Annotated in this window: 26 protein-coding genes and 1 pseudogene; 17 read left to right on the top strand and 10 right to left on the bottom strand. The window is 61.0% G+C overall.

Translation table 11 applies throughout. The features are described 5' to 3' along the window. Positions 1 to 186: 186 nt before the first annotated feature. Together CKO42_RS04640 and CKO42_RS04635 are read left to right on the top strand one after the other, a co-directional pair. Positions 187 to 1,341 carry an ABC transporter ATP-binding protein gene (locus tag CKO42_RS04640; RefSeq protein WP_242479121.1) on the top strand — a complete coding sequence of 385 codons (1,155 nt, stop codon included), beginning with the start codon at positions 187 to 189 and terminating at the stop codon, positions 1,339 to 1,341. A 15-nt stretch (positions 1,342 to 1,356) separates the two neighbouring features. After that, positions 1,357 to 2,508 carry a glycosyltransferase family 4 protein gene (locus CKO42_RS04635; RefSeq protein WP_200239868.1) on the top strand — a complete coding sequence of 384 codons (1,152 nt, stop codon included), beginning with the start codon at positions 1,357 to 1,359 and terminating at the stop codon, positions 2,506 to 2,508. Positions 2,509 to 2,520: 12 nt separating this feature from the next. Here the strand turns inward: CKO42_RS04635 and CKO42_RS04630 are convergent, their stop codons facing one another. The 3 genes from CKO42_RS04630 to CKO42_RS04620 all read right to left on the bottom strand — a co-directional run bounded on the left by CKO42_RS04630 (position 2,521) and on the right by CKO42_RS04620 (position 4,566). After that, positions 2,521 to 3,291: an ABC transporter ATP-binding protein gene (locus CKO42_RS04630; protein ID WP_200239866.1), complete on the bottom strand. Its 771-nt coding sequence runs from the start codon at positions 3,289 to 3,291 to the stop codon at positions 2,521 to 2,523. Positions 3,292 to 3,300: 9 nt separating this feature from the next. Then, entirely contained in the window at positions 3,301 to 4,026 is a 726-nt protein-coding gene (locus CKO42_RS04625; RefSeq protein ID WP_242479120.1) for an ABC transporter permease, read from the bottom strand. Positions 4,027 to 4,341: 315 nt separating this feature from the next. Next, on the bottom strand, positions 4,342 to 4,566 hold the full coding sequence (locus CKO42_RS04620; RefSeq protein WP_200239862.1) for a hypothetical protein: 225 nt from the start codon (positions 4,564 to 4,566) through the stop codon (positions 4,342 to 4,344). 172 nt (positions 4,567 to 4,738) lie between these two features. On the opposite strand from CKO42_RS04620, the gene CKO42_RS04615 reads away from it, so the two are divergent. Beyond that, positions 4,739 to 5,194, top strand: coding sequence for a tRNA (cytidine(34)-2'-O)-methyltransferase (locus tag CKO42_RS04615; protein WP_200239861.1), 456 nt, complete (start codon positions 4,739 to 4,741; stop codon positions 5,192 to 5,194). Here CKO42_RS04615 and CKO42_RS04610 read toward each other — a convergent pair whose 3' ends face one another. The 4 genes from CKO42_RS04610 to CKO42_RS04595 all read right to left on the bottom strand — a co-directional run bounded on the left by CKO42_RS04610 (position 5,195) and on the right by CKO42_RS04595 (position 7,837). Further along, positions 5,195 to 6,202, bottom strand: a complete 1,008-nt coding sequence (locus CKO42_RS04610; protein ID WP_242479119.1) for an NAD(P)H-dependent glycerol-3-phosphate dehydrogenase — start codon at positions 6,200 to 6,202, stop codon at positions 5,195 to 5,197. An 83-nt stretch (positions 6,203 to 6,285) separates the two neighbouring features. After that, on the bottom strand, positions 6,286 to 6,795 hold the full coding sequence (gene secB / locus CKO42_RS04605; protein ID WP_200239859.1) for a protein-export chaperone SecB: 510 nt from the start codon (positions 6,793 to 6,795) through the stop codon (positions 6,286 to 6,288). A gap of 53 nt (positions 6,796 to 6,848) precedes the next feature. After that, positions 6,849 to 7,265 (bottom strand): rhodanese-like domain-containing protein, encoded by a 417-nt coding sequence (locus CKO42_RS04600; protein ID WP_200239958.1) that lies wholly within the window; start codon positions 7,263 to 7,265, stop codon positions 6,849 to 6,851. Between the two features lie 173 nt (positions 7,266 to 7,438). Beyond that, the gene (locus CKO42_RS04595; protein WP_242479118.1) at positions 7,439 to 7,837 is read right to left on the bottom strand and encodes an ArsR/SmtB family transcription factor; all 399 of its coding nucleotides are present in this window, start codon (positions 7,835 to 7,837) and stop codon (positions 7,439 to 7,441) included. A gap of 160 nt (positions 7,838 to 7,997) precedes the next feature. Between CKO42_RS04595 and CKO42_RS28215 the strand changes: the two genes are divergently transcribed. The 5 genes from CKO42_RS28215 to CKO42_RS04570 all read left to right on the top strand — a co-directional run bounded on the left by CKO42_RS28215 (position 7,998) and on the right by CKO42_RS04570 (position 14,702). Next, positions 7,998 to 9,140, top strand: a complete 1,143-nt coding sequence (locus CKO42_RS28215) for a peptidoglycan DD-metalloendopeptidase family protein (RefSeq protein WP_200239857.1) — start codon at positions 7,998 to 8,000, stop codon at positions 9,138 to 9,140. A gap of 111 nt (positions 9,141 to 9,251) precedes the next feature. After that, positions 9,252 to 10,922 (top strand): S41 family peptidase, encoded by a 1,671-nt coding sequence (locus CKO42_RS04585; protein ID WP_200239855.1) that lies wholly within the window; start codon positions 9,252 to 9,254, stop codon positions 10,920 to 10,922. A gap of 40 nt (positions 10,923 to 10,962) precedes the next feature. Then, positions 10,963 to 11,517, top strand: coding sequence for a DJ-1 family glyoxalase III (locus CKO42_RS04580; RefSeq protein WP_200239853.1), 555 nt, complete (start codon positions 10,963 to 10,965; stop codon positions 11,515 to 11,517). A gap of 25 nt (positions 11,518 to 11,542) precedes the next feature. Beyond that, a complete protein-coding gene (locus tag CKO42_RS04575; protein ID WP_242479117.1) occupies positions 11,543 to 12,715 on the top strand; it encodes an MraY family glycosyltransferase in 1,173 nt (390 codons plus the stop codon). An 85-nt stretch (positions 12,716 to 12,800) separates the two neighbouring features. After that, positions 12,801 to 14,702 carry a polysaccharide biosynthesis protein gene (locus CKO42_RS04570; RefSeq protein WP_200239850.1) on the top strand — a complete coding sequence of 634 codons (1,902 nt, stop codon included), beginning with the start codon at positions 12,801 to 12,803 and terminating at the stop codon, positions 14,700 to 14,702. Here the strand turns inward: CKO42_RS04570 and CKO42_RS04565 are convergent. Together CKO42_RS04565 and CKO42_RS04560 are read right to left on the bottom strand one after the other, a co-directional pair. Further along, complete coding sequence (locus tag CKO42_RS04565) at positions 14,677 to 15,186, bottom strand: GNAT family N-acetyltransferase (RefSeq protein WP_200239847.1); 510 nt, start codon at positions 15,184 to 15,186, stop codon at positions 14,677 to 14,679. The genes CKO42_RS04570 and CKO42_RS04565 overlap by 26 nt on opposite strands. 9 nt (positions 15,187 to 15,195) lie before the next feature. Beyond that, positions 15,196 to 15,474, bottom strand: coding sequence for a type II toxin-antitoxin system TacA family antitoxin (locus CKO42_RS04560; protein ID WP_200239845.1), 279 nt, complete (start codon positions 15,472 to 15,474; stop codon positions 15,196 to 15,198). Between the two features lie 194 nt (positions 15,475 to 15,668). On the opposite strand from CKO42_RS04560, the gene gspE reads away from it, so the two are divergent. Further along, positions 15,669 to 17,603 (top strand): type II secretion system ATPase GspE, encoded by a 1,935-nt coding sequence (gene gspE, locus CKO42_RS04555; RefSeq protein ID WP_242479116.1) that lies wholly within the window; start codon positions 15,669 to 15,671, stop codon positions 17,601 to 17,603. 92 nt (positions 17,604 to 17,695) lie between these two features. On the opposite strand, the gene CKO42_RS04550 is transcribed toward gspE, so the two are convergent. After that, positions 17,696 to 18,565, bottom strand: coding sequence for a Uma2 family endonuclease (locus CKO42_RS04550; RefSeq protein ID WP_200239842.1), 870 nt, complete (start codon positions 18,563 to 18,565; stop codon positions 17,696 to 17,698). Positions 18,566 to 18,711: 146 nt separating this feature from the next. On the opposite strand from CKO42_RS04550, the gene CKO42_RS04545 reads away from it, so the two are divergent. The 8 genes and pseudogenes from CKO42_RS04545 to CKO42_RS04515 all read left to right on the top strand — a co-directional run bounded on the left by CKO42_RS04545 (position 18,712) and on the right by CKO42_RS04515 (position 23,255). Beyond that, positions 18,712 to 19,920, top strand: coding sequence for a type II secretion system F family protein (locus CKO42_RS04545; protein ID WP_200239839.1), 1,209 nt, complete (start codon positions 18,712 to 18,714; stop codon positions 19,918 to 19,920). An 18-nt stretch (positions 19,921 to 19,938) separates the two neighbouring features. Then, positions 19,939 to 20,106 (top strand): hypothetical protein, encoded by a 168-nt coding sequence (locus tag CKO42_RS04540; RefSeq protein WP_200239837.1) that lies wholly within the window; start codon positions 19,939 to 19,941, stop codon positions 20,104 to 20,106. Positions 20,107 to 20,227: 121 nt separating this feature from the next. Continuing rightward, a complete protein-coding gene (gene gspG / locus CKO42_RS04535) occupies positions 20,228 to 20,674 on the top strand; it encodes a type II secretion system major pseudopilin GspG (RefSeq protein ID WP_200239835.1) in 447 nt (148 codons plus the stop codon). Continuing rightward, a complete protein-coding gene (locus CKO42_RS04530; protein WP_242479115.1) occupies positions 20,659 to 21,162 on the top strand; it encodes a GspH/FimT family pseudopilin in 504 nt (167 codons plus the stop codon). Before gspG ends, CKO42_RS04530 begins: the two co-directional genes overlap by 16 nt. Beyond that, a pseudogene (locus tag CKO42_RS28210) lies at positions 21,159 to 21,263 on the top strand (type IV pilus modification PilV family protein); the annotation flags it as partial. The gene CKO42_RS04530 and the pseudogene CKO42_RS28210, both read left to right, overlap by 4 nt. Before the next feature lie 27 nt (positions 21,264 to 21,290). Beyond that, positions 21,291 to 21,578, top strand: a complete 288-nt coding sequence (locus tag CKO42_RS04525; protein WP_242479114.1) for a hypothetical protein — start codon at positions 21,291 to 21,293, stop codon at positions 21,576 to 21,578. Beyond that, positions 21,512 to 22,285 carry a prepilin-type N-terminal cleavage/methylation domain-containing protein gene (locus tag CKO42_RS04520; RefSeq protein WP_420844263.1) on the top strand — a complete coding sequence of 258 codons (774 nt, stop codon included), beginning with the start codon at positions 21,512 to 21,514 and terminating at the stop codon, positions 22,283 to 22,285. Before CKO42_RS04525 ends, CKO42_RS04520 begins: the two co-directional genes overlap by 67 nt. A gap of 70 nt (positions 22,286 to 22,355) precedes the next feature. Beyond that, positions 22,356 to 23,255 carry a type II secretion system minor pseudopilin gene (locus tag CKO42_RS04515; RefSeq protein ID WP_200239829.1) on the top strand — a complete coding sequence of 300 codons (900 nt, stop codon included), beginning with the start codon at positions 22,356 to 22,358 and terminating at the stop codon, positions 23,253 to 23,255. Position 23,256 lies beyond the last annotated feature (1 nt).

Below are 23,256 nucleotides of genomic sequence, written 5' to 3'. Positions count from 1 at the left end.
CGCCGGGGCCAACCAGCAACCGCCGCGGCTCTTGTTCCTGGTTTGCCTCGCGTTGGGTCTTCTGGCCTTTCGCAAAGCACGCGATGCCTTTTCTGATGTTCTCTAGCGATCCCTATGTCTTCTGAACATCCCGTTGCTATACGCGCGACCCAGCTTTCGAAGACTTATCGCGTCTTTAAGCATCCCTTGGATCGCTTACGGCAACTGTTCTCCCAGCTGCAGAAGCGGACCTATTACACCCCAGCACACGCCCTTGACGGTGTCAGTTTCGAGGTCGAGCGAGGTGAGGCGGTCGGCATCGTAGGGCGAAATGGTTCTGGCAAGTCGACGTTGCTCCAAGTGATCTGTGGCACGCTGAGACCAAACAGCGGCGCTGTGAGTGTCATCGGTCGGGTGTCTCCACTTCTTGAATTGGGCTCCGGCTTCAATCCTGAATTTACCGGACGCGAGAATGTCTATCTGAGTGCGGCGGTTCTAGGCCTCTCGCGACGAGAGACCGATATGCGCTTTGAAGAGATCACGCAGTTTGCCAGCATCGGCGAGTATCTCGAGCGACCTGTTAAGACCTACTCCAGCGGCATGTTTGCGCGGCTTGCGTTCTCCGTTGCCGTGCATGTAGACCCTGATATCTTGGTTGTTGATGAGGCGTTGAGCGTCGGCGATCTCGGGTTTCAGCAAAAGTGCATCAAGCGGATGCTTGCGCTGCGCAAGCAGGGAGTCACCTTGCTGTTTGTGTCGCATGATCCTTATCAAGTCAAGGCGGTCTGCCAGCGGGCGCTCTATCTACGCGCTGGGCGTTTGGTGAACTTTGGAGAGGCTGGTAGCGTCGTCGATGCCTACCTCGCCGATCTCCACAGCGGTGCAGGGTTCAAGTGTGGCTCGGAAGAAGGCGTCGCGCCAGAGGAGCGGCCGACGGTTAAGATCAGTACGATTAGGCTGTTGGACGCTGCGGGTGAGCCGCTTCAATGTGTGCGTACTGGCGACAGTATCCGTTTGTCCTTTTCATTTGAACGCTTGTGCGAAGACCTACACGAGCCCCTGAGCTTTGTGTTCAACCTGTACCGAGCTGATGGACTCTATGTCTGTGGTGCAACAACGTTAATGGATGGCCATAAGCCTTTCGCTAGAATGCCCGCCGGGCGGGTGACGATTCGGTTTCCAAGTTTCCCGTTGCTCGCAGGTCGTTACCATTGGCGGGTCGCCGTGAATGACGAGTATGGTCTCTCGGTGTTAACCAAGGCAGAAGGCGTCTGTCCGTTCGTTGTTGAAGATGGCTTCAAAGCCGTTGGTGCCTTCGATCTGCCGCGACAATGGCAGGTCGAGCACTGGGCATCCATGTAGCTCTGACGCACCAATATGGATACTCGCCATCAAGCTGCGCGCGAGCGCCCATTGATTCTCTACCTCGTCACGGTCGATTGGTTTTTCTATTCCCATTTCGTTGAAAGGGCACTAGCAGCGCGCGACGCCGGCTATCAAGTGGCTGTTGTCTGTCGTCCGCTTCAACATCAGGATGCGATAGAGTCCTTGGGCATACGCGTGATTCCCTGGTCGGTTTCTCGGAATGGTGTTGCTCCTTGGCGCGAGCTTGGGTCTTTGTTACAGCTGATGCGCATTTATCGTCGAGAGCGGCCTGACCTTGTTCATCATGTCGCACTCAAGCCCATCGTCTATGGCGGCCTTGCTGCCTCGTTTGGCACCGTTGGCCAGATCGTTAATGCACCGGTAGGTATGGGCTTTACGTTTTCGTCGAAAACGGTCTTCGCGCGAAGACTCCGTCCGATGATCCAATTTCTCTATCGGCGCCTGCTCCCGATCCGGGGGGCAAAGGTCGTCTTTGAGAATCGTGATGATCGACGCGATGCCATCGAGAACCGGCTTGTGCTGGCATCGTCCGCTTACTTGATCCGCGGCGCGGGCGTGGATCTGGCGCGCTTCAAGCCGACGCCAGAGCCGCAAGGGAGCGTCTGCATCTCGTTGATTGGGAGGATGTTGAAGGAGAAGGGCGTTGAGGAGTTTGTGTGCGCAGCACGCAAGCTGCGGGAAAACGGGATCGATGCTCAGTACTGGCTGGTCGGACCGCGGGACCGCGAAAATCGAGGCAGCCTGAGTGAGCGGCAGTTGCGAGACTGGGAGCAAGAGGGGCTGGTCACCTGGCTTGGTGAGCGGTGCGATATACCAACGCTGCTCGCCGAGTCGCACATCGTCGCGTTGCCCTCGTATCGAGAAGGCCTGCCTAAAGCATTGCTCGAGGCCCTCGCCGCAGGCCGCCCGATTATCACCACTGATGTTCCAGGTTGTCGCGAGGTTTGTGAGCACGGCGTAAACGGACTGCTCGTACCTCCGGGCGACGTTGATGCACTCGCTGAAGCGATGCGAATTCTGATTCAGTCCCCAGCAATGCGTATGGCTTTTGGAATCGCTGGGCGAAATCGGGCTGAGCGGGAGTTTTCGAACGCAAAGGTTGAGTCAGACACCCTCGCGCTATACCGGGTATTGCTGGAGTAGCCTGGAGTAGGTCTACTGAGCCCGATGCGCTGAAGTGGTGGGGTCAGCGTAGAACTGCAACATTTCAGCTGGGTTTCCAGACGCTATAATCCGTCCACGTTCCATGATAACAACAGAAGTACACATACTCATGATGAGGTCGGGCGAATGTGAGGCTAAGACGATAATTGAAGCACGATTCGTGAATTCATGTAGCCGTTTGTTCGCTTTCTCAAGAAAGGCGGCGTCGCCGGCAGCAATGCCTTCATCGATCAGAAGGATTTCAGGCTCAATCGCTGTAGAGACCGCGAAAGCAAGTCTCAGGAGCATTCCGGCCGAGTATGTTCTGACGGGTAGGTCCAGGAATCCCCCCAGTTCAGCGAAATCTATGATGTCGTCCGTCTTGCGATCGATTTCTGATTTCGATAGCCCTAAGAAGAGGCCTCTTAAGCGAATATTTTCATAGCCGGTTGCCTCATGGTCCATTCCAAGAGCGATATCGAAAAGAGGCGCTACATGACCGCGAATCAGTAGGTTGCCTGAACATGGCTCGTAGATTCCTGCAAGCACACGTAGCAAGGTAGATTTGCCAGCGCCATTATGTCCAACCAGACCGACACGGGTTCCGTGATCAAATGTCTCAGTAACTTGTTCTAAGGCATTAACGGTCGATTGGTGCTTATTGGTATCATTGTCAATACTGCCGCCAGCATTATTTGATAAGATGCGGTTTTTAATTGACCGAGTGCTGCTGTCGTAAACTGGAAAAGAGACGGAGACGTTGTCGAGCTGAATGCGTGCCATCTTTAAATCTCACAGCCAGTAGGCAATCCGCCAACGATAGACCGTGTAGGCCACCAAAGCAAGGCTCCAACCCACTAGGGTGATAGCGATGACTGCCATCCATGTCTCAACTGATGGCCACTCGCCTAGCATAGGGCTGCGAATAATTTCGACAAAATGGAAGAATGGGTTTAGCTCTAAAAATAGTGCTCTGTCCGGTAGCATGTCTGTTGTCCAAAGAATTGGCGTAATGAAGAACATTACCTGGACGATGCTGGCGATAATCTGTGGCACATCCCGGAAGCGCGCGCTGATGACACCAATGAACAAAATCATCCATGCGCCATTGAGTAACAATAAAATGATAGCTGGCCCTAGCAAGATTAGTGGCCAGCCAGGCCAGCGTAAAAAAATGAGAGCAACAACAAAGAAAACAACAACGTTGTGCAGAAACGTCAGCAAACCAGTCCATAGGGTTCGATACACGTAAATCGATAGCGGCGCAGATAACTGTCGAATCAACCCTTCGGAATCGATGAACGCGCGCGCTCCGTCGTTAATTAACCCTGAGATGAGACCCCAGACAACGAATCCTGCAGCGAGATAAGGTAGATAGTCAGTCAGCGGTTGCTTAAAGAGGCTGCCATACAAAAAGCCAAGCGCAGCAACTGTGACGCCGAGCGAAATAGTGAGCCAAAAAGGACCAAGCTTTGAGCGACGGTAACGTTGTCGGATCTCCTGAGAGCCTAGCATCATCCAGAGCGGCCACCTTAAGAGCCCATGGTGAAGATCTCGTATCGCACGAACAAAGTTAGTGGTATTAAGGCCCGAGCGCAGTTGAGTTAGAATATTATGGTTTTCTGAGGCTTGCATGTTCCTGGCGAGCACGTAATCAATTAGCCATTGATGATCTATGTCGGCGCCTTGCGCCGGATCTCATCGAAGAAACGACTTTAATCAGGGTAAACAAAAAACCCCAGGTCGTCGAGCCTGGGGTTATGATGATACTTGCCTAAGAGCAGACCACTAACGTGGCATGCTGTATTTCGTATTAGCTAGAGGCAACTCAATTTAGATGCGGCTTGAGCCAACGATCTCGTGCGCAATGTCGACGACGCGGTTCGCCATGTCCGCGTACTCTTGGCGGTAATCGGCCAACAAGCCATCCTGCGAGGCCCAGTAGTCCTTGCCGCTGACGCCATGCTCGTGCTCGTAGTCGATGAACTGCTTCTGCATCTCGAGCATCTTGTCGATCAGGTCCTGCTTCTCTTTTTTCAAGGCAGCGATGTCGGTCATGGTGTTCTCCCCCGCAGGGTATCGTTGATCTCTAGTGCAAACGCCGGATGGAACCGTTGCCGGCAAGGTTCGTCGCCTTGCGCGGCAGATCCGGAGAGGTGGGCGGCTCAAAAGAATATGCCGAACGATTAATATACCATGGTCGCTTGATACCCGGTCAAGCAACGCCAGCATGTTCCATGTCATCCTCTATCAGCCGGAGATTCCGCCCAACACCGGCAACGTGATCCGGCTCTGTGCGAATACCGGCGCTAGTCTACACCTCATCGAGCCCTTGGGCTTCGAGCTTGACGACCGCCGGTTGCGCCGGGCCGGGCTCGATTATCGCGAATGGGTCGGTGTGCAGGTACATGCAAGCATGTCAGCATGCCAGCAGGTGCTGGGGCAGCCACGGATCTTCACGCTGAGCACCCACAGCCGTTGCACCTATGCAGACAGCCGCTTCCGGGCGGGTGACGCCTTCCTGTTCGGTCCGGAGACGCGCGGCTTGCCGGTCGAGCTGCGGGAATCCGTCCCACCCGAGCAACGTCTGCGGCTACCGATGCGACCGAATAACCGCAGCCTCAACCTCTCCAACGCGGTGGCAGTGGTCGTCTATGAGGCCTGGCGTCAGAATGGATTCCGCTGATCAGTCGAGCTCTGAGCGACCAGAGCGCTCGAGCAATCGACGGGTTGCGGCTTCTGGAGTCTGGCCCTGATGGAGCACCGCATAGACCTGCTCGCAGATCGGCATCTCGATCTGATGCTCGCGGGCGATCCGCTGCACGGCTTGGGCGGTGATCACGCCTTCGACCTCTTGGCCGATCTCCGCCAAGGCGGCCGTTGCGCTGTCGCCGCGGGCAAGCGCGAGTCCTAGCCGCCGATTACGGGACTGATTGTCGGTGCAGGTCAGCACCAGATCGCCAAGGCCGGCCAAGCCCATAAAGGTCTCGCGGCGTGCGCCGAGCGCGGTTCCCAGTCGGATCAGCTCGGCGAGCCCGCGGGTGATCAGCGCTGCCCGGGTATTCGCGCCGAAGCCCAAGCCGTCCGCAATGCCGGTAGCGATGGCGAGCACATTCTTGGCCGCCCCGCCGACTTGCACACCGATCAGATCATCATGGGTGTAGGCGCGAAAACGCTCCGAGTGGACCCAGGCCGCGCACTGCTCGGCGAAGGCCATGCTGGATGCGGCCAGGGTGACCGCCGTTGGCAAGCCCTGCGCAACCTCTGCCGCAAAGCTTGGACCCGAGAGGACGGCAAGCTCACGCTGTCCGGTGCGCTCGAGCACGACCTCGTGCAGTAGCCGCCCACTCGCGAGGTCGAAACCTTTGGTGGCCCAGAGCACCCCGAGGTCGGCCGGCAGGAATGGCGCCGTTGCGCTCAGCACATCGGCGAAGAACTGGCTCGGCACCGCAACCAAGATCCCCGTCGCGCCGTCGAGCGCCTGCGCGAGCGAGGTCGTCGGCTCGATCAGATCTGGAAGTGGGATGCCGGGCAGGAAGGTCTTGTTTTCGCGGTCGCGCTGCAGTGCGGCAACCTGTTCGGGGTCATGGCTCCAGAGTGGTGTCTGATGGCCATTCCGAGCCAACAGCACCGCAAGTGCTGTACCCCAAGAACCGGCACCAATGACCGCGATACGCTGCATGAGGGTCGCCATCGTTAAAGAGAATGCGAAGCGGCTAGGCCTAACGCTTAGATGCAGGTCGCACCCTGAAAGCTGAGACTCGCCTGAGATTCAGGTTAATGCGTCTTCTCGCCGGCGGCTGGCGCTTCTGCCTGGCCTGCGGCCGCTGCAGCCTCGCCCGACGCCGCCTGCTCGGCCTGCTTCTGCGCATAGATGGCGTCGAAGCTGACATGCTGGAGCACCAAGTGCGGGAAGCCGCCCTTGACGACCAGATCAGAGACCGCCTGGCGCGCATAGGGAAACAGCAAGCTGGGGCAGTACACGTAGAAGAGGGGTCCCAGCTCTTCTTGCGCGAAACCAGCGACGCTGATGATACCCGCCTGCTGCACCTCGATCAGATACGCAGTCTGCTCGCCGACCTTGGTCGTCACCGTCACCGTGAGCACGATCTCGTGCGTGTCTTCGGCGAGTGCAGAGAGCTTGATATCGAGATGCAGCGAGGTCTCTGGCTTCCACTCCTGACGGAAGATCTCAGGTGCGTTCGGTGCCTCATAGGAGAGGTCTTTGATGTAGATGCTGCGTAACGCAAATTGGCGCTCGCCTTGCGGCTGTTGATTCTCGGCCATGGAAAACTCCGGTCGACTGAACGGTGAGCAGATAATACGGTGAGCAGCTAGCCTCAGCGCTTCTTGCGCGTCAACGGCAGGTTGGCCGCTTCCCAAGCCATGATGCCGCCCTTGAGGTTGTAGACCTCGTTGAAGCCCTCCTTGCGCAGCACATGGCAGGCCGCCTGTGATTGCGAGCCCGACCGGCAGTTGACGATCACTGGGCCGCCCTTGTACCGAGACAGTGCGGCGGTCTGCTTCTTGAAGCCGTTCATCGGCACGTTGACGGCGTTGATGATGTGCCCCTTGGCAAAGTCCGCGGCAGGGCGAACATCGATGACAGCGGCATCGCGCTGGTTGATCATCGTGGTCGCGGCGCTCGGGTCCACCGATCCCTTCTCGCCCATGATCAGCGTGAAGGTCAGGAGCCCGAGAATGACGCCGAGTGCTGCGAACAACACCCAGTGGTTTCCGACGAATTCGAGAAGCATGGAGAAGATGTCGACTTTGGCAGGGCCGCGGCGCCGCACGCGGCGACACGGTCAATGAGATCAGCCCTTAAGTATAGGGATCTGCAGGTTCGGCGTCACGTGCACTTAACGTGAATCTCACGCGATACCATTGTCGAGGGTGGCACCAAGGGTGTGGCACCGCGCCATGATCGTTAGGGGGCGCGAGTGCAGAAGACCTCACGCATCATGCCGATCAGCCGCAGGGTCCGGGCGTCCCCAACACGATAATAGACACGGTTGGCGTCCTTGCGTGCAGCGAGGATGCCCTTGTCACGTAGGATCGCGAGATGCTGCGATATATTGCTCTGCGAGGTGCCGACATGCTCGACGATGTCTTGCACACTGACCTCCTCATCACCAAGCGTGCAGAGGATCTTCAGCCGCAACGGATGCGACATCGCCTTCAGCGAGCGCGAGGCGCGCTCGATATCGGCATCGTCCGCGAACAGCTCGAGCTCCGAAAATCCCAGCTCGTAACCACTCACATGCCCTTGTTCGCGCGGCGGACCTGCGTCCTTCTCCTGACCCAACACCTGATCTTCTCCCGCCATGACGTCGGCCCAAATATCAATGCTTCATAAAACGATGATAAACCTTTCCAGGGGTCTGACAAGTCTTCATCGATCAAAGCATTTTTTTGACGCCGCGATGATCCGGCCCCCGATCCGGTCCGTGATCCGCCTCGCCACCAGCCTTGCCCTGTGCGTAGCTGTGGCTACGACCGCTGCAACCGTCGAGCAGCAGGCACCCGCTCAGGAGCCGGATGTCGTGCGCCAGCATGAGGCTGAGCTCGAGCAGCTGCAGGCGCGCCTTGCCCAGCTGCGTGAGAGCATTGCCGATAACCTCGAGTATCGGGACGCGCTCTTGGAGGAGCTTAGGTTGTTTGAGCAAGACATCGATGCACTCTCCAAGGCCAATCACCAGCTCGGCGTGATGGTGACGGCTCAACAAGAGGCGGTTGCGGCAACGTCGGCCCGTCTCCAAGACACTCGCGCCGAGCTCAGCATTGCGCGTGCCGATCTGGCGAGCTTCGTGCGGTCGGCCTACGCGATGGGGCGTGGTGATCAGGTCCGCTTGTTGCTCGGTCAGGATGATCCTCGTCGAGCCGAACGCATGTTGGGTTATTATCAGGTCATCGGTGCAAGGCGAGCGGCTCGGGTCGAGCAGATTCGGACATTGGAGCGCGCCTTACAGCAGCTCGAGCAACAGGAGCGAGCAGAAACGACACGCCTCACGCGCTTAGCGGCGCGCCAGGATCAGACACGCGCGCGCTTACAGAATGCGCTGCGAGTGCGGCAGACCATCATGACTGATCTTGACCAGGCCATTGCGGCCGATCAAAGTCAGGCCGCAGGGCTGGCGGCGGATGCAGAGGCGATGCGCGCCCTGATCGAGCGGGTTAAGCGTGATGCTGAGATCGCCGACGTGGTTGGTCTCAGCCAGACCGCGATCAGTGATCTGCGCGGTCAGCTGGCCTGGCCGCTCGATGGAGCGCGCGTCCTGAGGGCCTTCGGTGAGGGGCGCGAGCATGGCGCCCTGCATGCCGATGGCGTCTTGTTGGCCGCGACGCAAGGCGCCGAGGTCCGTGCTGTGCACCATGGCCGCGTCGCTTACGCGGATTGGCTGCGTGGCTTCGGCATGTTGATCGTGATCGACCACGGTGATGGCTATATGTCGCTCTATGGGCACAATCAGGCGCTGATGAAGGAGGTTGGCGAATGGGTCGCCGCCGGCGATCTCATCGCCCTAGCCGGCAGCAGCGGCGGAACTGAGGTCAATGGTCTCTACTTTGCGATCCGGCATGACGGGCGCGCCATTGACCCTGCCCGCTGGTGTCAAACCACGCGAGGATGATCCGGCCAACTCCAGATTCGGGAACGCGATCCTGAAAACGTCCTCAATAGCTCAGGTGAGCCTTAAAGAACACAACAGCCGGGCTGCGCTACAGGCCCGCGGGACCCAGACATGACAAAACTCCAGCTAGCCCTTCTCGCCCTCCTCTGCGTCGGCCTTGCGCCAAGCACCTTTGCGCAGCCCGCAGCGACGCCTGAGCCTGAGGCCATATCGCCGAGCGAGAGCGGCTCAGATGCTGCCGACGAGCTATCCGGCCCACCCGGTGCGATTCCAGCGGCGACACCACCCGCCGTGCAGCCTCCACCGCCGGGCTTCAAGCCGACTGGCACCCGCCCGGAGCCCAGCGTCGAAGAGGTGCAGCAGGCGCTCCAAGCGGCCGCAGCGGAGCCCGAGGCCGAAGAGCCGGAGGGACTGCCGCTCGATGAGCTACGGGTCTTCGCCGAGGTGTTCGGCCGCATCAAGAGTGACTATGTCGAGCGCGTCGACGACCGCGAGCTGCTCGCGAGTGCGATCCGCGGCATGCTCGCGGGCCTGGACCCACACTCGGCCTATCTCGATCCCGATCAATACCAAGATCTTCAGGTCGGCACGACCGGTGAATTCGGCGGGCTCGGAATCGAGGTTGGCATGAAAGACGGCTTCGTCGAGGTCATCGCACCGATCGACGATACGCCTGCTCAGCGGGCCGGCATCCAAGCCGGCGATCTGATCGTGCGCATCGATGACAAGCCGGTCAAGGGCATGAGCCTCGGCGATGCGGTCGAGTTGATGCGCGGCAAGCCAGGCAGCACGATCGAGCTCACCCTGACGCGTGACAGCCTGTCCAAGCCACTCAGCGTCAAGCTCGAGCGCGCCGTGATCAAGGTGGCCTCGGTCAAACAGCGCATCCTCGAGCCCGGCTTCGGCTATCTGCGCATCGCCAACTTCCAGGCCCGCACCACCGATGATCTGCTAGAGGCGGTGGCGAAACTCAAGCGCGAAAACGGCGGGCCTCTCAAAGGTGTTGTCCTCGACCTTCGTAACAACCCGGGCGGCGTGCTCAACACCGCCGTTGGCGTCAGTGATGCGTTCCTTGAACAGGGCCTGATCGTCTACACCGAGGGCCGACTCGACGATGCCAAGCTCGAATTCCGGGCTGGCCCCGATGATGTGCTCGACGGTGCACCGCTCGTCGTGCTCGTCAATGGCGGCAGCGCCTCGGCCTCCGAGATCGTCGCCGGTGCCCTCCAAGACCAGCGCCGCGCGCTGATCATGGGTAACGAAACCTTTGGCAAGGGCTCGGTGCAGACCATCATCCCAGTCGATGAGCGCACCGCGCTGAAGCTGACGACAGCGCGTTACTACACCCCAGCGGGCCGCTCGATTCAGGCGCTCGGCATCGTGCCGGATATCATCCTCGAGCGCGGCAGTCTGACGCTGGCTGCCAAATCCGACTTGGCACCGCTCAAAGAGGCCAATCTCGTGCGCCACCTTGAGGACAACAACGGCGACGACGGTGATCAGCCGACCGACGCGGCCCCAGCGGATGCCGCTGCCGCTGACGCTGCAGACCCCAAACAGGCTGATGATAAGCCCCTCGCGGCCGAGGACTATCAACTCTCCGAGGCCCTGAATGTGCTCAAAGGGCTGGTCATCCTCGGTCAGGCTCCGAGCGCATCTGAGCGTCCGCTCAGTCATGATGACGCCGGCGCGGTAACAGCTGAAGAAGCAGTGATGCCAGCCGATGGCGCTGCAGCGCCTGCTGAAGACGCTGCGGCGCCAACTGAAAACACCGGCAACTGAGTACCTGCTTGAATCGACTGCAAACCAGGAGAGACGATAGATGCCTCGCGTGCTTGTCCCGCTCGCTTCCGGCTCCGAAGAGTTGGAGGCGGTCACCATCATTGATCTGTTGCGTCGGGCGGAGATCGAGGTCGTCACCGCTGGGCTCGAGCCTGGCCCCGTGACCTGTAGCCGAGGCACGGTGTTAGTGCCTGATGTTGATCTTGACGATGTCGTCGAGGACGACTTCGAGATGGTCATCCTGCCCGGCGGCCAGCCCGGCGCAACGCACCTTGATCGCGACACCCGTATCCACGATCTGCTGGCCCGCCAAGCGGCGGCGGATCGCTGGACTGCAGCCATCTGCGCGGCACCCAGCGTGTTCGCCAGCACCGGCCTGCTCGATGGGCGCTCAGCGACCAGCTTCCCCGGCGCCGTCGATCCAAAGCGCTATCCGGAGATTAGGCTGCTTGAACAGCCAGTCGTCATCGACGGCAAGATTGTCACCTCACGTGGACCAGGCACGGCGATGGACTTCGCGCTGCAACTGATCGAGCTGCTGTTGGATGCTGATCGCCGTGCCGCGGTCGAGGCAAAACTCATGCGACCTCGCTGACGGCACCCTGCTGATGATCGAGCCTTTGCCTGCCACGCGCCTGCTCGCGCTGGCCGCCGTGATCGGTAGCACCTTCGTCGTCAGCGCGGTCCTGACCGCGCTGCTCGCGCGCGGGCGTCTCAGATTTTTGCACGTGCTCGACCATCCCAACGAGCGCTCGCTGCATGCGCGGCCGGTGCCGCGTACCGGCGGACTCGCCCTGCTCGGCGGCCTGTTCTGCGGGCTATTGCTAGCGCTGCTGTTCTCGCTCATCCCACTGCTTCCGCCAGTTGGCCTGCAGCCGCTGCAGCTGCAAGCGCCGCTGGATTCCTTGTCGCAGCCTCTGCCGCAGCCCTCATCGCAGCCCTCATCGCAACCCTTGCCGCAACCTCTGCCGTCCCAGACCCTTGCCCCACTCCCCTGGCTCGGCGCCGCGCTCTTACTGGTCGCAGCGGTCTCGTTCTGGGACGACCGCGTCGGGCTCTCACGCCGGCTCCGGCTGCTGGTTCACGTTGCTGCCGCGGCTTTGTTGTGGATGGGGGGGCTGCGTTGGGATCAGCTTGGGCTGCCGGGGCCGATCATCCCGCTGCCGCTGCTGCTCGCGCTGCCGCTCACCCTGCTCTACGCTGTCTGGATGCTCAACCTCTACAATTTCATGGATGGCATGGATGGTCTTGCCGGTGGCATGGCCAGCATCGGCTTTGCCGGTCTTGCGCTGCTCGGCTACAACGCTGGCGACCTGACCTACGCCGCTTGCTGCGCCCTGGTTGCCGCGGCCTCCGCCGGCTTTCTCACCGGCAATCTGCCGCCAGCGCGGATCTTTTTGGGCGACGTCGGCTCCTCCAGCCTGGGCCTGCTCGCCGCTGGTTTTACCCTTTGGGGTTCCAGTGCCGGACGCTTCCCGCTCTGGGTCGGCTGGCTGATCTTTTCCCCGTTCATCGTTGATGCGACCTGGACCCTGCTGCGCCGAGCCAAGCAGGGCGAGCGCCTCTGGGACGCGCACCGCTCGCACCATTATCAGCGTCTGGTGCTGGCCGGCTGGGGCCATCGCCGCACCCTCGGTTGGGCGCTCGCGCTGATCGCAGCCGCCACCGCAAGCGCGATCGCCGCCAGCAGCCTGACGACCTCGGAGCAGTGGCAGCTAATCGCCGGTTGGGCCGCGATCTTTATCTTGATCCACTTGCGCGTCGGCCTGGCTGAGCGCGTGGCGCGCGGCTAGGGTTGCGGCTAAGGTTCATGGCCCATCTTCATGGCGCGTCGCCACCCCGGACGATGAAGCGTCTGTTGCACGGTAACGACCGATGATGACGCGCTGGTACGAGCGCCTGCGCTCGCGCTTCCTGGCCTTTCTGCACGATCTGCTCTGGGTGCCTCTGGCGTGGATCGGCGCCTACTGGATGCGCTTTAACCTTGGCGATGTGCCGGGCGAGTTCTGGGGCGCCGCCTGGGAGCTGCTGCCGCTGGTGATGCTGATCTGTGCGCTGGTCTACTCCTCCTTTGGCCTCTACCGCGGCGTGTGGCGCTTTGCCTCCCTGCCCGATCTGTCGCGCATCGCCCAAGCGGCAACCGTCAGTACGCTGCTGGTCGTGCTGGCGCTCTTCGTCCTCAGCCGCAACGAGTTCCTGCCGCGCTCGGTGCCGCCGTTGTTCCTGGTGTTTCAATTGATCGGCCTCGCCGGGCCACGGCTGCTCTACCGCCGTCTCAAGGACCATAGTCTTGGTCTGCACCCAGGCGAGCGTGTGTTGGTGGTCGGCGCCGATCGGGCCGGCGAGATGCTGGTGCGCGACATGCTTCGCGATCGGGGCCGCCAGTTCAATCCGGTCGCCTTCGTCGATGACAAGCTGCGCCGTCAAGGTGGCGATATCCACGGCGTGCCGGTCAAGGGCCACTCCGCTCAGATCCCGGCTCTGGTGGAGTCACTGGCGATCGACCTGATCATGCTCGCAGAGCCCACCGCCTCCGATGCCGAGATGCAGCGGCTGGTCGAGCTCTGCGAGCGCACCGGAAAGCCGTTCCGAACCGTGCCGCAGCTCAAGTCCGTATTGGCCGGGGACATCACCATCAACCAACTGCGGCCGGTGTCGATCGCGGATCTGCTCGGGCGCAACCCGGTCCAGCTCGACTGGGCGGCGATCCGCGCTGGCCTCACCGACCGCGTGATCCTGGTCACCGGCGCGGGTGGCTCGATTGGCTCTGAGCTGTGTCGCCAAATCGTCGCCGCGCGGCCGAGCCGACTCGTGCTGGCCGATAACAGCGAGCTGAACCTCTATCGGCTAGACCTCGAACTGGCGGCCAGACCAGATGCCCCTGACTTCAGCGTCCATCTGGTCGACGTGACCGATCAAGTGGCGATGCAACAGCTGTTCGAGCGCGAGCGTCCGCAGACCGTCTTCCATGCCGCCGCCTACAAGCACGTGCCGATGCTCGAGGCACAGATCCGCGCCGCGGTGCGCAACAACCTGCTCGGGACCGAGATCGTCGCCGACTGCGCCGACCGCCACGGCTGCGAGCGTTTCGTGCTGATCTCGACCGACAAGGCGGTCAACCCGGCCAACGTGATGGGCGCCACCAAGCGTGCTGCCGAGGTCATCTGCCAGGCGCGGGCCCAGCGATCGAGCACGCGCTTCATCACCGTGCGCTTCGGCAACGTGCTCGACTCCGCCGGCAGCGTCGTCCCGCTGTTCCGAGCCCAGATCGAGCAAGGCGGCCCGGTCACCGTGACCCATCCCGAGATCGAGCGCTTCTTCATGACCATCCCCGAGGCCTGCCAGCTGATCATGCAGGCCGCGCTCATCGGCACCGGCGGCGAGATCTTCGTCCTGGATATGGGCGAGCCGGTCAAGATCCGCTATCTAGCCGAGCAGATGATTCGGCTCGCAGGGCGTGAACCAGACCAGGATATCCAGATCAAATATGTCGGCTTGCGCCCCGGGGAGAAGCTCTACGAGGAGCTGTTCTACGAGCGAGAAGACCTGTTATTCACCGAACATGCGAAGATTCGCGCGGCAAGGCGTGCGCTGGTTGCCCCTGATGAAGTCGCCGCTGCCCTACAGCAATCGCGCGCCGGGGTCGATCAGCTGGATACGCATGGACTCGTGCAGGCCCTCCGCGCGCTGGTGCCGGAATGGCAAGTCCAGCCGGAATGCCAAGCTCAACCAGATTGGAGAGCGCAAGCCGCGCCTACTCTTCGCTCAGCAGAGCCTTAATATCCTTGGTGAGTAAGAACAGGTGATGGCGGTCGGATGGACTCGGCTCGAAGTTCCAGCGTTCATACCAACGCCGAGCCGCAGCGTCCTTGGCGTGCACCAGCAGGCAGCGAAGCCCGGCGATGTCAGCGGCCTGAGCCGTGCGGAGCAACACATCCTTGAGCAGGGCTCGGCCCAGCCCCTGACCTTGGCAACTTCGATCTACCGCCAAACGGGCCAAGATCATCACCGGCACTGGGTGCCGCGCTAAGCCCTTAATCACTCTTATCGGCACCTCGCCTGGATCGACGCTGCCGACCGCCAGACTGTAAAAGCCAACCACCCGCCCGGCCCGACAACAGACGTAGGTTTGCGCGCTCTGAGCGCGTTGATTGAGCAGCGCATAGCGCTGCAGGAACTGATCCAGCGCCGGTTGGCCGCAACCAAAATCCTCAACCTCGTCTGCAGCATTCAGCTTGCGGATGGGGTCGTAAGGTTGGGTCATCAGTCTGGCTCAATCCAGCAGCCCAGGCTCGCTGAGCAGACGCTTCAGTTCTGGCTTATGCTGCACCGGGCGATCCAAGGCCTCATGAAAGGCTTGCCACCCTGCCTCATCGAGCACGAAACGATGCCGTGCGGCAAGGGCTTGGTTAGCGGCCGTGATGCCAGCGTCCAGCAAGAACTCGCTGACACTCTTATGATCGGCCCGTGCCGCTTCCTGCAGCAACTCTTTAACGGCGCCACTGGTCCGCACATCGATGCGCTGGTTCTTTGCAAGACTAACCTGAGGCATGACAATCCCCCTATCATTGTCGGCAGTATCATCAGAGCATGATAATGTACGGACGACATCCGGACAAGAGAGACTGGAAGTCGATGCTCGAGCAGGAAACAACGCAGTATGAGCTTTGACAGAAATCGCCTTAGCCTGAATCACAAGCGACAGCCGGTCAGCCTGACTGAAACGGCGTGGGACAAGAGCCCGAGATGATGATGCAACAAGCGCTAGCCCGAGAGCCGCGACTGAATCTGGTCGATGAGCTAGAGCCAGAAGCCGCGTCCGAAACCGACGCCGCAATGATTGCGTTCGAGGTTGAGTCGGGTCCGTCTGCGCTTAAGGATCTGTATGCCCACGAGGAAGCAGATGCAGACGAGTTTATGGCTACGGCTACGGCTACGGCTGCGGCTGCGGACACGGACGCCGAATCGCCTGTCGACGCCGGCCCAACACCCGAACAAGCGCTGATCAGCGCGCTGCAGCGGCGCGGCAAATGCACGCCGGGCGATCTGGCGCGCGCGCGCAAGCTCACCGAAGACAGCGGTGATCCGCTGCGATTGATGCTGGTGCGTCTCGGGCTAGTCTCGGAACGCGACATGGCCGCCGCCTCCGCCGAGGTGCTGGGTCTGGAGCTGATCGCCGCCGAACAGTATCCAGATGAGCCGATCGCCGAGGAACAGCTCAGTCTGCGCTTCTTGAAAGACGCTCGGATCATGCCGCTGTCCGAGACCGAGCAAGAGATCACCCTCGCCGTCGCTGACCCGCTGGATGACTTCATCCCCAAGGTTGTGAACATGGCAACATGCAAGCATGTCAATATGCAAGTGGGCCTGCCGACCGAGATCCAAGCGGCACTCGAGCGCGTCTATGAGCAGCCCGCCGACGATGAGACCGAGGCCGAGATCCAGGCAGAACTCGGCAACTTCAGCGAGGAAGACATCGAGCACCTGCGCGACCTGGCCAGCGAGGCGCCCGTGATTCGGCTCGTCAACCAGATCCTGCAGCGGGCGGTCGAAATGCGTGCGTCGGACGTCCACATCGAGCCCTTCGCCGACCAGCTCAAGGTGCGCTATCGCGTCGACGGCATCCTCAAGGAAGGCGAGTCGCCGCCGGTCAGCTCCACCGCCGCGGTGATCTCGCGCATCAAGATCATGGCTAAGCTCAACATCGCCGAGCGCCGACTGCCGCAAGACGGGCGTATCCCGCAGCGCATCCAGGGCAAGGAGCTGGATCTGCGCGTCTCCACCGTGCCGACCATGTTCGGCGAGAGCGTGGTGATGCGACTGCTCGACAAGGAGAGCGTCAGCTTCGACTTCGACGCGCTCGGTTTCGACGGCCCGCCGCGCGATCGGCTGATCAAGGTGCTGGAGCAGCCCTACGGCATCTTCCTAGTCACCGGCCCCACCGGCAGCGGCAAGAGCACCACCCTCTACACCGCGCTGAGCCGGCTCAATACGGAAGAGAACAAGATCCTGACCGTCGAAGACCCGGTCGAGTACCAGGTTGCCGGCATCAATCAGATTCCGGTCAAATCGGCGATCGGCATGACCTTCGCCGGCGCGCTGCGCGCCATCGTCCGCCAAGATCCCGACATCATCATGGTCGGCGAGATGCGCGATCTGGAGACCGCGCGCATCGCCGTACAATCGGCGCTTACCGGCCATGTCGTGCTCTCCACCCTGCACACCAACGATGCCGCCAGCGGCGTCACCCGGCTGCTCGACATGGGCGTCGAGGACTATCTACTCACCAGCACCATCAACGGCATCCTCGCCCAGCGTCTAGTGCGCCGGCTCTGCCCGCACTGCCGCCAGCCCTATCAGCCGCTGCCGGAGCTGGCGGCGAAGATCCGCGACGCCGGGCTGATGCCTGATCCCGGTGCCGAACCGCCGCTCCAGCTCTATCGTGCAGTGGGCTGCAAGCAGTGCAACCACAGCGGCTATCGCGGCCGGCTGGTCATCGCCGAGGTGCTGCTGATGAGCGATCGTATCCGCCAGGCCGTGCTCGGCCACGCCACCGCCGGTGAGATCCATCGCATCGCCGTCGAGGAAGGCATGGCGACCATGTACCGCGACGGACTGCGCAAGGCGGTCGATGGTCGCACGACCATTGAGGAGGTCATCCGTGTCGCGGAGGACAGGTGAGCCCGGGCTGGCGGTGCAGGTGGCTTAGACGAGACAAGAAAAAGAGATCTCTGCGCGAGCCTCTTCTTGCTACGTCACAACATCACGCGACATCATGTCGAGGCCGAACCCCGTTTCGCCAGTTCCGCGAGCAGTCGGGCATTGTTGGCACGCTCGCGTTCAAGGAGTTGTTCGGCGCTGCTGGCGCGCTGTTCAGCCGTTTTGGCGCGCTGTTCAGCGGCGCTGGCGAGCTGCTCGGCCAGCGCGCGCGCCTGCCGATCGCGCTGCCAGCTCGGCAAGACAAAGGGCGCATAGACCGGGTCTTCGATCATCGTCTCCAGACTCGGCTGGCGGGTCAGGTCCTCTAGGCGAAAACGAAACCCCGTCACCACCGTCGAGCGCAGGATGCCATCCTGACAGGGGATGGGTTCATACAGCCCCAAGGCATTGCGCCGGTAGAACAACTGCCAGCGCGGGTCATGGTGAATGATGTAGTACTCGGGTATGCCGGCGGCTTGATATTCCTCGCGTTTCTGCTCGGTATCGCGGCGGATCTCAGCCGGGGTGCTATCCGACAGCGCCTCGATGCAGAGATCGAAGATGCCGCGATAAGAGCGGTCGTGCTCCCGCAGCGGCTGGGCATTGCTGTCGAGCACCAGACCGAGGTCGGGCTTGCGAATGACGACCTTGTTCGGCAGGCTCAGGCGACAGCCGAACTCCAGGCAGGTCAGGCGGGCGTTGTGCTGGGTGTCGAGATACAGCCGCAAGAGGCCGAGTAGCCATTGATAGATCCAGGCGGTCAGGGCATCGGACACCGGCTTGACCTCCAGAAGACCGTTGTTCCATTCGTAGCCGTTATCGTGCTCATAGTAGTGAGCCCAGTAGTCGGCCTCGCTGACCGGAGTGCCTTCCGGCGGACCCTGATCGTCATCCCAGGGTGCGTCGGGTGGCGGGCGATGTAAGGCGAAGGCGGGGGACGACATGATGGGACTCCTGCGCAAACGGGCCTGTGTTTGCAGTCTAACCAGGCTCCAGAAGCGCGACAAGGCGCGCGACAAGGCTCGCGACAAGCCGCGCGACAAGCCGCGCTATTCGTCATCACAGGTCGAAGCAACCTATAATCCAAGCCATGCCACGCTATTATTACAAAGCCGTTCGCCTCGACGGCGAAGAGGTCGAGGGCGAGCACGAGGCCGCTGATGAGGCGGCGCTGATCCTGCGCTTGCAATCCGAGGGCTTGCTGCCCCTGAAGACCCGCTCGGCGGGAGGCTTCACCGCTCAGCTCGCGCGCAGGCGCCAGCGCAGCCTGCAGGCCAAGGATATCGAGAGCCTGACTCGCCAGCTCGCCACCCTGCTCGAATCCGGCCTCACGCTCGACCGCTCGCTCGGCGTGCTCACCGAGCTGACGCCAGAGGAGCATGTGACTCGGGTACTCGCCGACCTGCAAGAACGGGTGCGCGGCGGCGCCACCTTCTCCTCTGCGCTCGAGGCGCAAGGCGGCCAGTTCCCGAAGCTCTATGTCAACATGGTGCGCGCCGGCGAGGCCAGCGGCGCCTTGGATCAGGTGCTCGGCCGGCTGGCCGATTATCTCGAGCGCAGCGCCGAGCTGCGCGGCACCGTCACCTCAGCGCTGGTCTACCCGATGATCCTGCTCGTGGTCGCTGGGCTGTCGGTGATCATGCTGCTGGTGTTCGTCGTGCCGCAGTTCACCGTGCTGTTCGAGGACATGGGCGCCGCGCTGCCCACACCGACACGGATCGTGGTCGGAGCCGGCGATCTGTTCCGTGACTACTGGTGGGCGCTATTGGTGCTGGTGGCGCTGATCGCGGTGGTGATGGAGCGCTGGCTGCAGAACCCAGACAACCGCCGCGCCTTCGACTACCGGGTGATGCGCCTGCCCCTGTTCGGTGACCTGATCTGGAAGATGGAGACCGCGCGCCTCTGTCACACCCTGAGCACCCTGCTCAAAAACGGTCTGCCGCTGCTCAGTGGGCTCAACCTGGCCAAGGAGGTGGTCAACAACCGCAAGGTTGGCGACGGGCTCGATGAGGTCGCCGAAGATCTCAAGCACGGCCGTGGCCTCGCCGAGCCACTGACCAGTCGCGCCGTGCTGCCGCAACTGGCATTACAGATGATCCGCGTCGGCGAAGAATCCGGTACCCTAGACGCCATGCTCGCCAAGGTCGCCGACATCTTCGACCGCGAGACCCGCACCAGCGTGCAGCGCATGCTGACCTTGCTCGAACCGGCCTTGATTATCGGCCTTGGCGTCATCGTCGCCGGGATCATCATCTCGATCTTGATGGCGATCCTTGGCGCCAATGAGCTGGTGTTTTAACGATCTCAGGAGCAGACCATGACCGATCAGGTCGACAATCTCGTGCTCGAGCACTTGCGAGCCATTCGTGGCGATCTCAGCGAGGTCAAAGAGCGTTTAGATTGGATGGATGTGCGACTGTCGGCCATCGAGTACACCATCGGCAGTCTCAATGTTCTGTCAGCGAGCGATCGAGAAACGCTATAGCGCGTGATCAAGCGTGTCGAACGCATTGAAAGGCGGCTCGAGCTGTCTGAGGTCTAGACGTTTTTCTCTCTATTTTCCTCCCTGCCCAGCATCCTCTTATCGATCCAGGAACATAGCTCTGATGCTTACAAAACAACGCTCAAACTCCCAACGAAAAACCCGCGGCTTCACCCTGGTCGAGTTGCTCGTGGTGCTCGCCATCCTCGGTCTGCTCGCGGGCCTAGTCGGCCCGCAGGTCATGAAATTCCTGGGTAGCTCCAAGACCAAGACCGCCGCGCTGCAGATCGAAGACCTCGGTGCCACGCTCGACCTCTATCGGCTCGAAGTGGGTCGTTATCCTGGCACCTCCGAAGGACTCGAAGCCCTAGTCGTCAACCCCGGAAACACCCCGAATTGGAACGGACCCTATCTGAAGAAATCACAGGTGCCGAAAGACCCCTGGGGCAACGCCTATCAGTACCGCTCGCCAGGCCAAAACGGTCCTTATGACGTCTGGTCGCTTGGTGCCGATGGCCAAGAAGGTGGCGAGGGTGAGAACCAGGACATCAAGAGTTGGGAATCGTCGTAACCAACGCGCTCATGCCGCGTCGGCTCAAACGGCGCTCGCAGCGTCAAGACGGATTTACCCTCGTCGAGCTGATCGTCGTTCTCGCGATTGGTGGGCTCCTGTTAGCCCTGACGCCACCGCTCATTACCGCTGCACTGCCAGGTGTCGAGCTCAAGGCCGGAGCTCGACGAGCCGCTGGCGCCTTGCGCCAGACCCGAGAGATCGCAGTCGCCAGTGGCATCGAAGCGACCTGGCTGGTTGATATCGAGACCGGTCGCTATCGCATCGAGGGGCAAGGGCGTCAGGGCGGCTTGCCGGATGACATTGAGATTGAGCTGATAGCGGCACAAGATGAGCTGCGCAGCGAGAGCCTTGGCGGCATTCGATTCTTTCCTGATGGCAGCTCAACCGGCGGTCGGCTTATCTTGAAGCGCGGCGAAGGTGGATACCAGGTTGGCGTCAATTGGCTGACCGGTCGCATTTTGGTGGTTGATTGGGAGCCTGAGTGAAGCTTCATCTTGCGACGACGCGCGGCTGCAAACGCCGCCAAACAGGCTTCTCTCTGCTCGAGGTCTTGGTTGCTTTTGCAATCTTGTCCATCAGTCTTGGCGTGTTGTTGCAAATTTTTTCTAAAGCGATGGCAACAACGGCCATCAGCGAAGACTACGCGCAAGCGGTTACCCTCGCTGAAGCCAAGCTCAATGCGGTTGGTACCGAGGTTCCCTTTGAGGAAGGCGTGCATACTGGCGATCCAGAGCAAGGCATGGATTGGATCGTCTACGTCGAGCCCTATCAAGTCACGGATTGGCCCGCAGAAGACCCTCCGTTTCAGCCATATCGTGTCACGGCTGTTGCATCTTGGCCGAGTGCGAGGGGGACGCGTCGAGTCACGCTGCGCACCATCCGACTAGGTCAACCGCTTTGATTGGCTCAGATCGATCCCGTGGCTTCACACTCGTGGAACTGCTGATCGCGCTCTCGCTGATCGGCATCATTACGCTGCTCCTGTTCTCCGGTTTGCGCTTAGGCTCACGGAGTTGGGAGGCCGTTGACAGCGTTTCGGAGAGGGTTGCCGACCTGCGCATTGCACGAAATTTCATCGAGCGTGCATTGCGTCAAACGCGCGCGCAAGCTGTTGTCTTCGATGGTGTTGAGGTGCCCGTGTTTGCTGGAGATGCCGAAGCGCTAGAGTGGGTTGCTCCGTTGTCCGCGCATGTCGGCATCCCTGGACTCTACGTCCTGCGCCTAACATTGGAAGAGGCTGGCGAGTATCCTCGCCTCGTCCTCACTCGTTGGCTATTTCATCCAGAGATTCTCGAAGGAACCGATGAGATCCCCGCGTGGGAGCCTTTGATGGATCAGGCTGGCTTGGCTGGTGACCTTGGCCCGTTCGATCGCGACCTCGCTGCAGGCGCCTACGGTCGCACGGTTCTATTACCTCAGGTCGCGCGCCTGCAGCTCGAATACTTCGGTCAGCAAACCGGCTTTGGCCGAGAATGGTCTGACGAATGGATCGAACAGCGCGAACTGCCCGAGGCCGTGCGCCTGAGTTTGAGCACGCCGAGCCAAGATTGGCCCGCGGCAATGATACGGCTGCCAGGGCCAGACGTTATCGTTGACCAAGGCTTCTAGAAAAGCGATGTCGCAACGGCGAGGAAAACAAAGGTCGCGGGGTATTGCGCTGGTACTGGTGATGTGGGTGTTGTCCCTGCTCACGGTGATGGCGCTTGCGCTGACACAGATCCAACGCACCGAGGGTGCGCTTACGGCTAACCAGATCGATAGCGCGCGTTTTCGGTCAGAGGCCAGCGCCGTGATGAATCTGGTGATGTTGAATCTCCTGAGTACGCCTTCGTCAACCTTTGAGGAGGCCGTGGTTTGGGTTCCTGATGGTCAACCAAGGCCATTTCAGTTCGATGGCGAGGAATTTCGGGTTACGCTCACTAACGAGGCATCCAAGCTCAATCTGAATGCGATCACACGCGAGCAGCTGGTCGCCCTCATCGAGGCCGCGCAGATCGATGAGCAGGTCGCCGAGGGTCAGGATGCGCTGCTGCCGGAGCAGATCGCCGATGCGATCCTCGATTGGCGTGACGAAAACAATCTCTCCATGCTGAACGGTGCCGAGGATGCAGACTATGCGTCTGCGGGCTTACCATACGGATCTCGCGATGGACCATTTAGTAGCGTCGAAGAATTGCGCCAGGTATTGGGGATGTCCGCGTCTTTGTCTGATCGACTCACGCCGCATTTAACGGTCGAAGATGTCGGTCGTCAGACCGTCGAGGCATTCGCTTCAGCACCGGTCTTGGTTGCGTTGAACGGCTACTTGCTGGATGAAGCGCTGCGCATCGTCGATGAGCGCTCACAGGGTCTTTTTGCTGACGATCCAACTCCGCAGCTCGCGCCGCTCGATCGCGGAGGTCCGACTTATCATCTCCGGATAACCAAGCCAAAAGCCGGCGCTTCTGGTCCGACCATGGAAGCGCTCATCCGAGTTGAGCCGGGCGGATCGAGTGCATTCCAGCTCGTTTGGCAGCGCTTTGGTGCGTCTTCGCACACTGCTGAGCCAGCCTTCACGACGCTTGGCGCCGATGGCTGAG

It is taken from the genome of Lamprobacter modestohalophilus (assembly GCF_016583905.1).
Lineage (GTDB): Bacteria > Pseudomonadota > Gammaproteobacteria > Chromatiales > Chromatiaceae > Lamprobacter > Lamprobacter modestohalophilus.
This window is presented reverse-complemented; position numbering and strand designations above follow the sequence as displayed.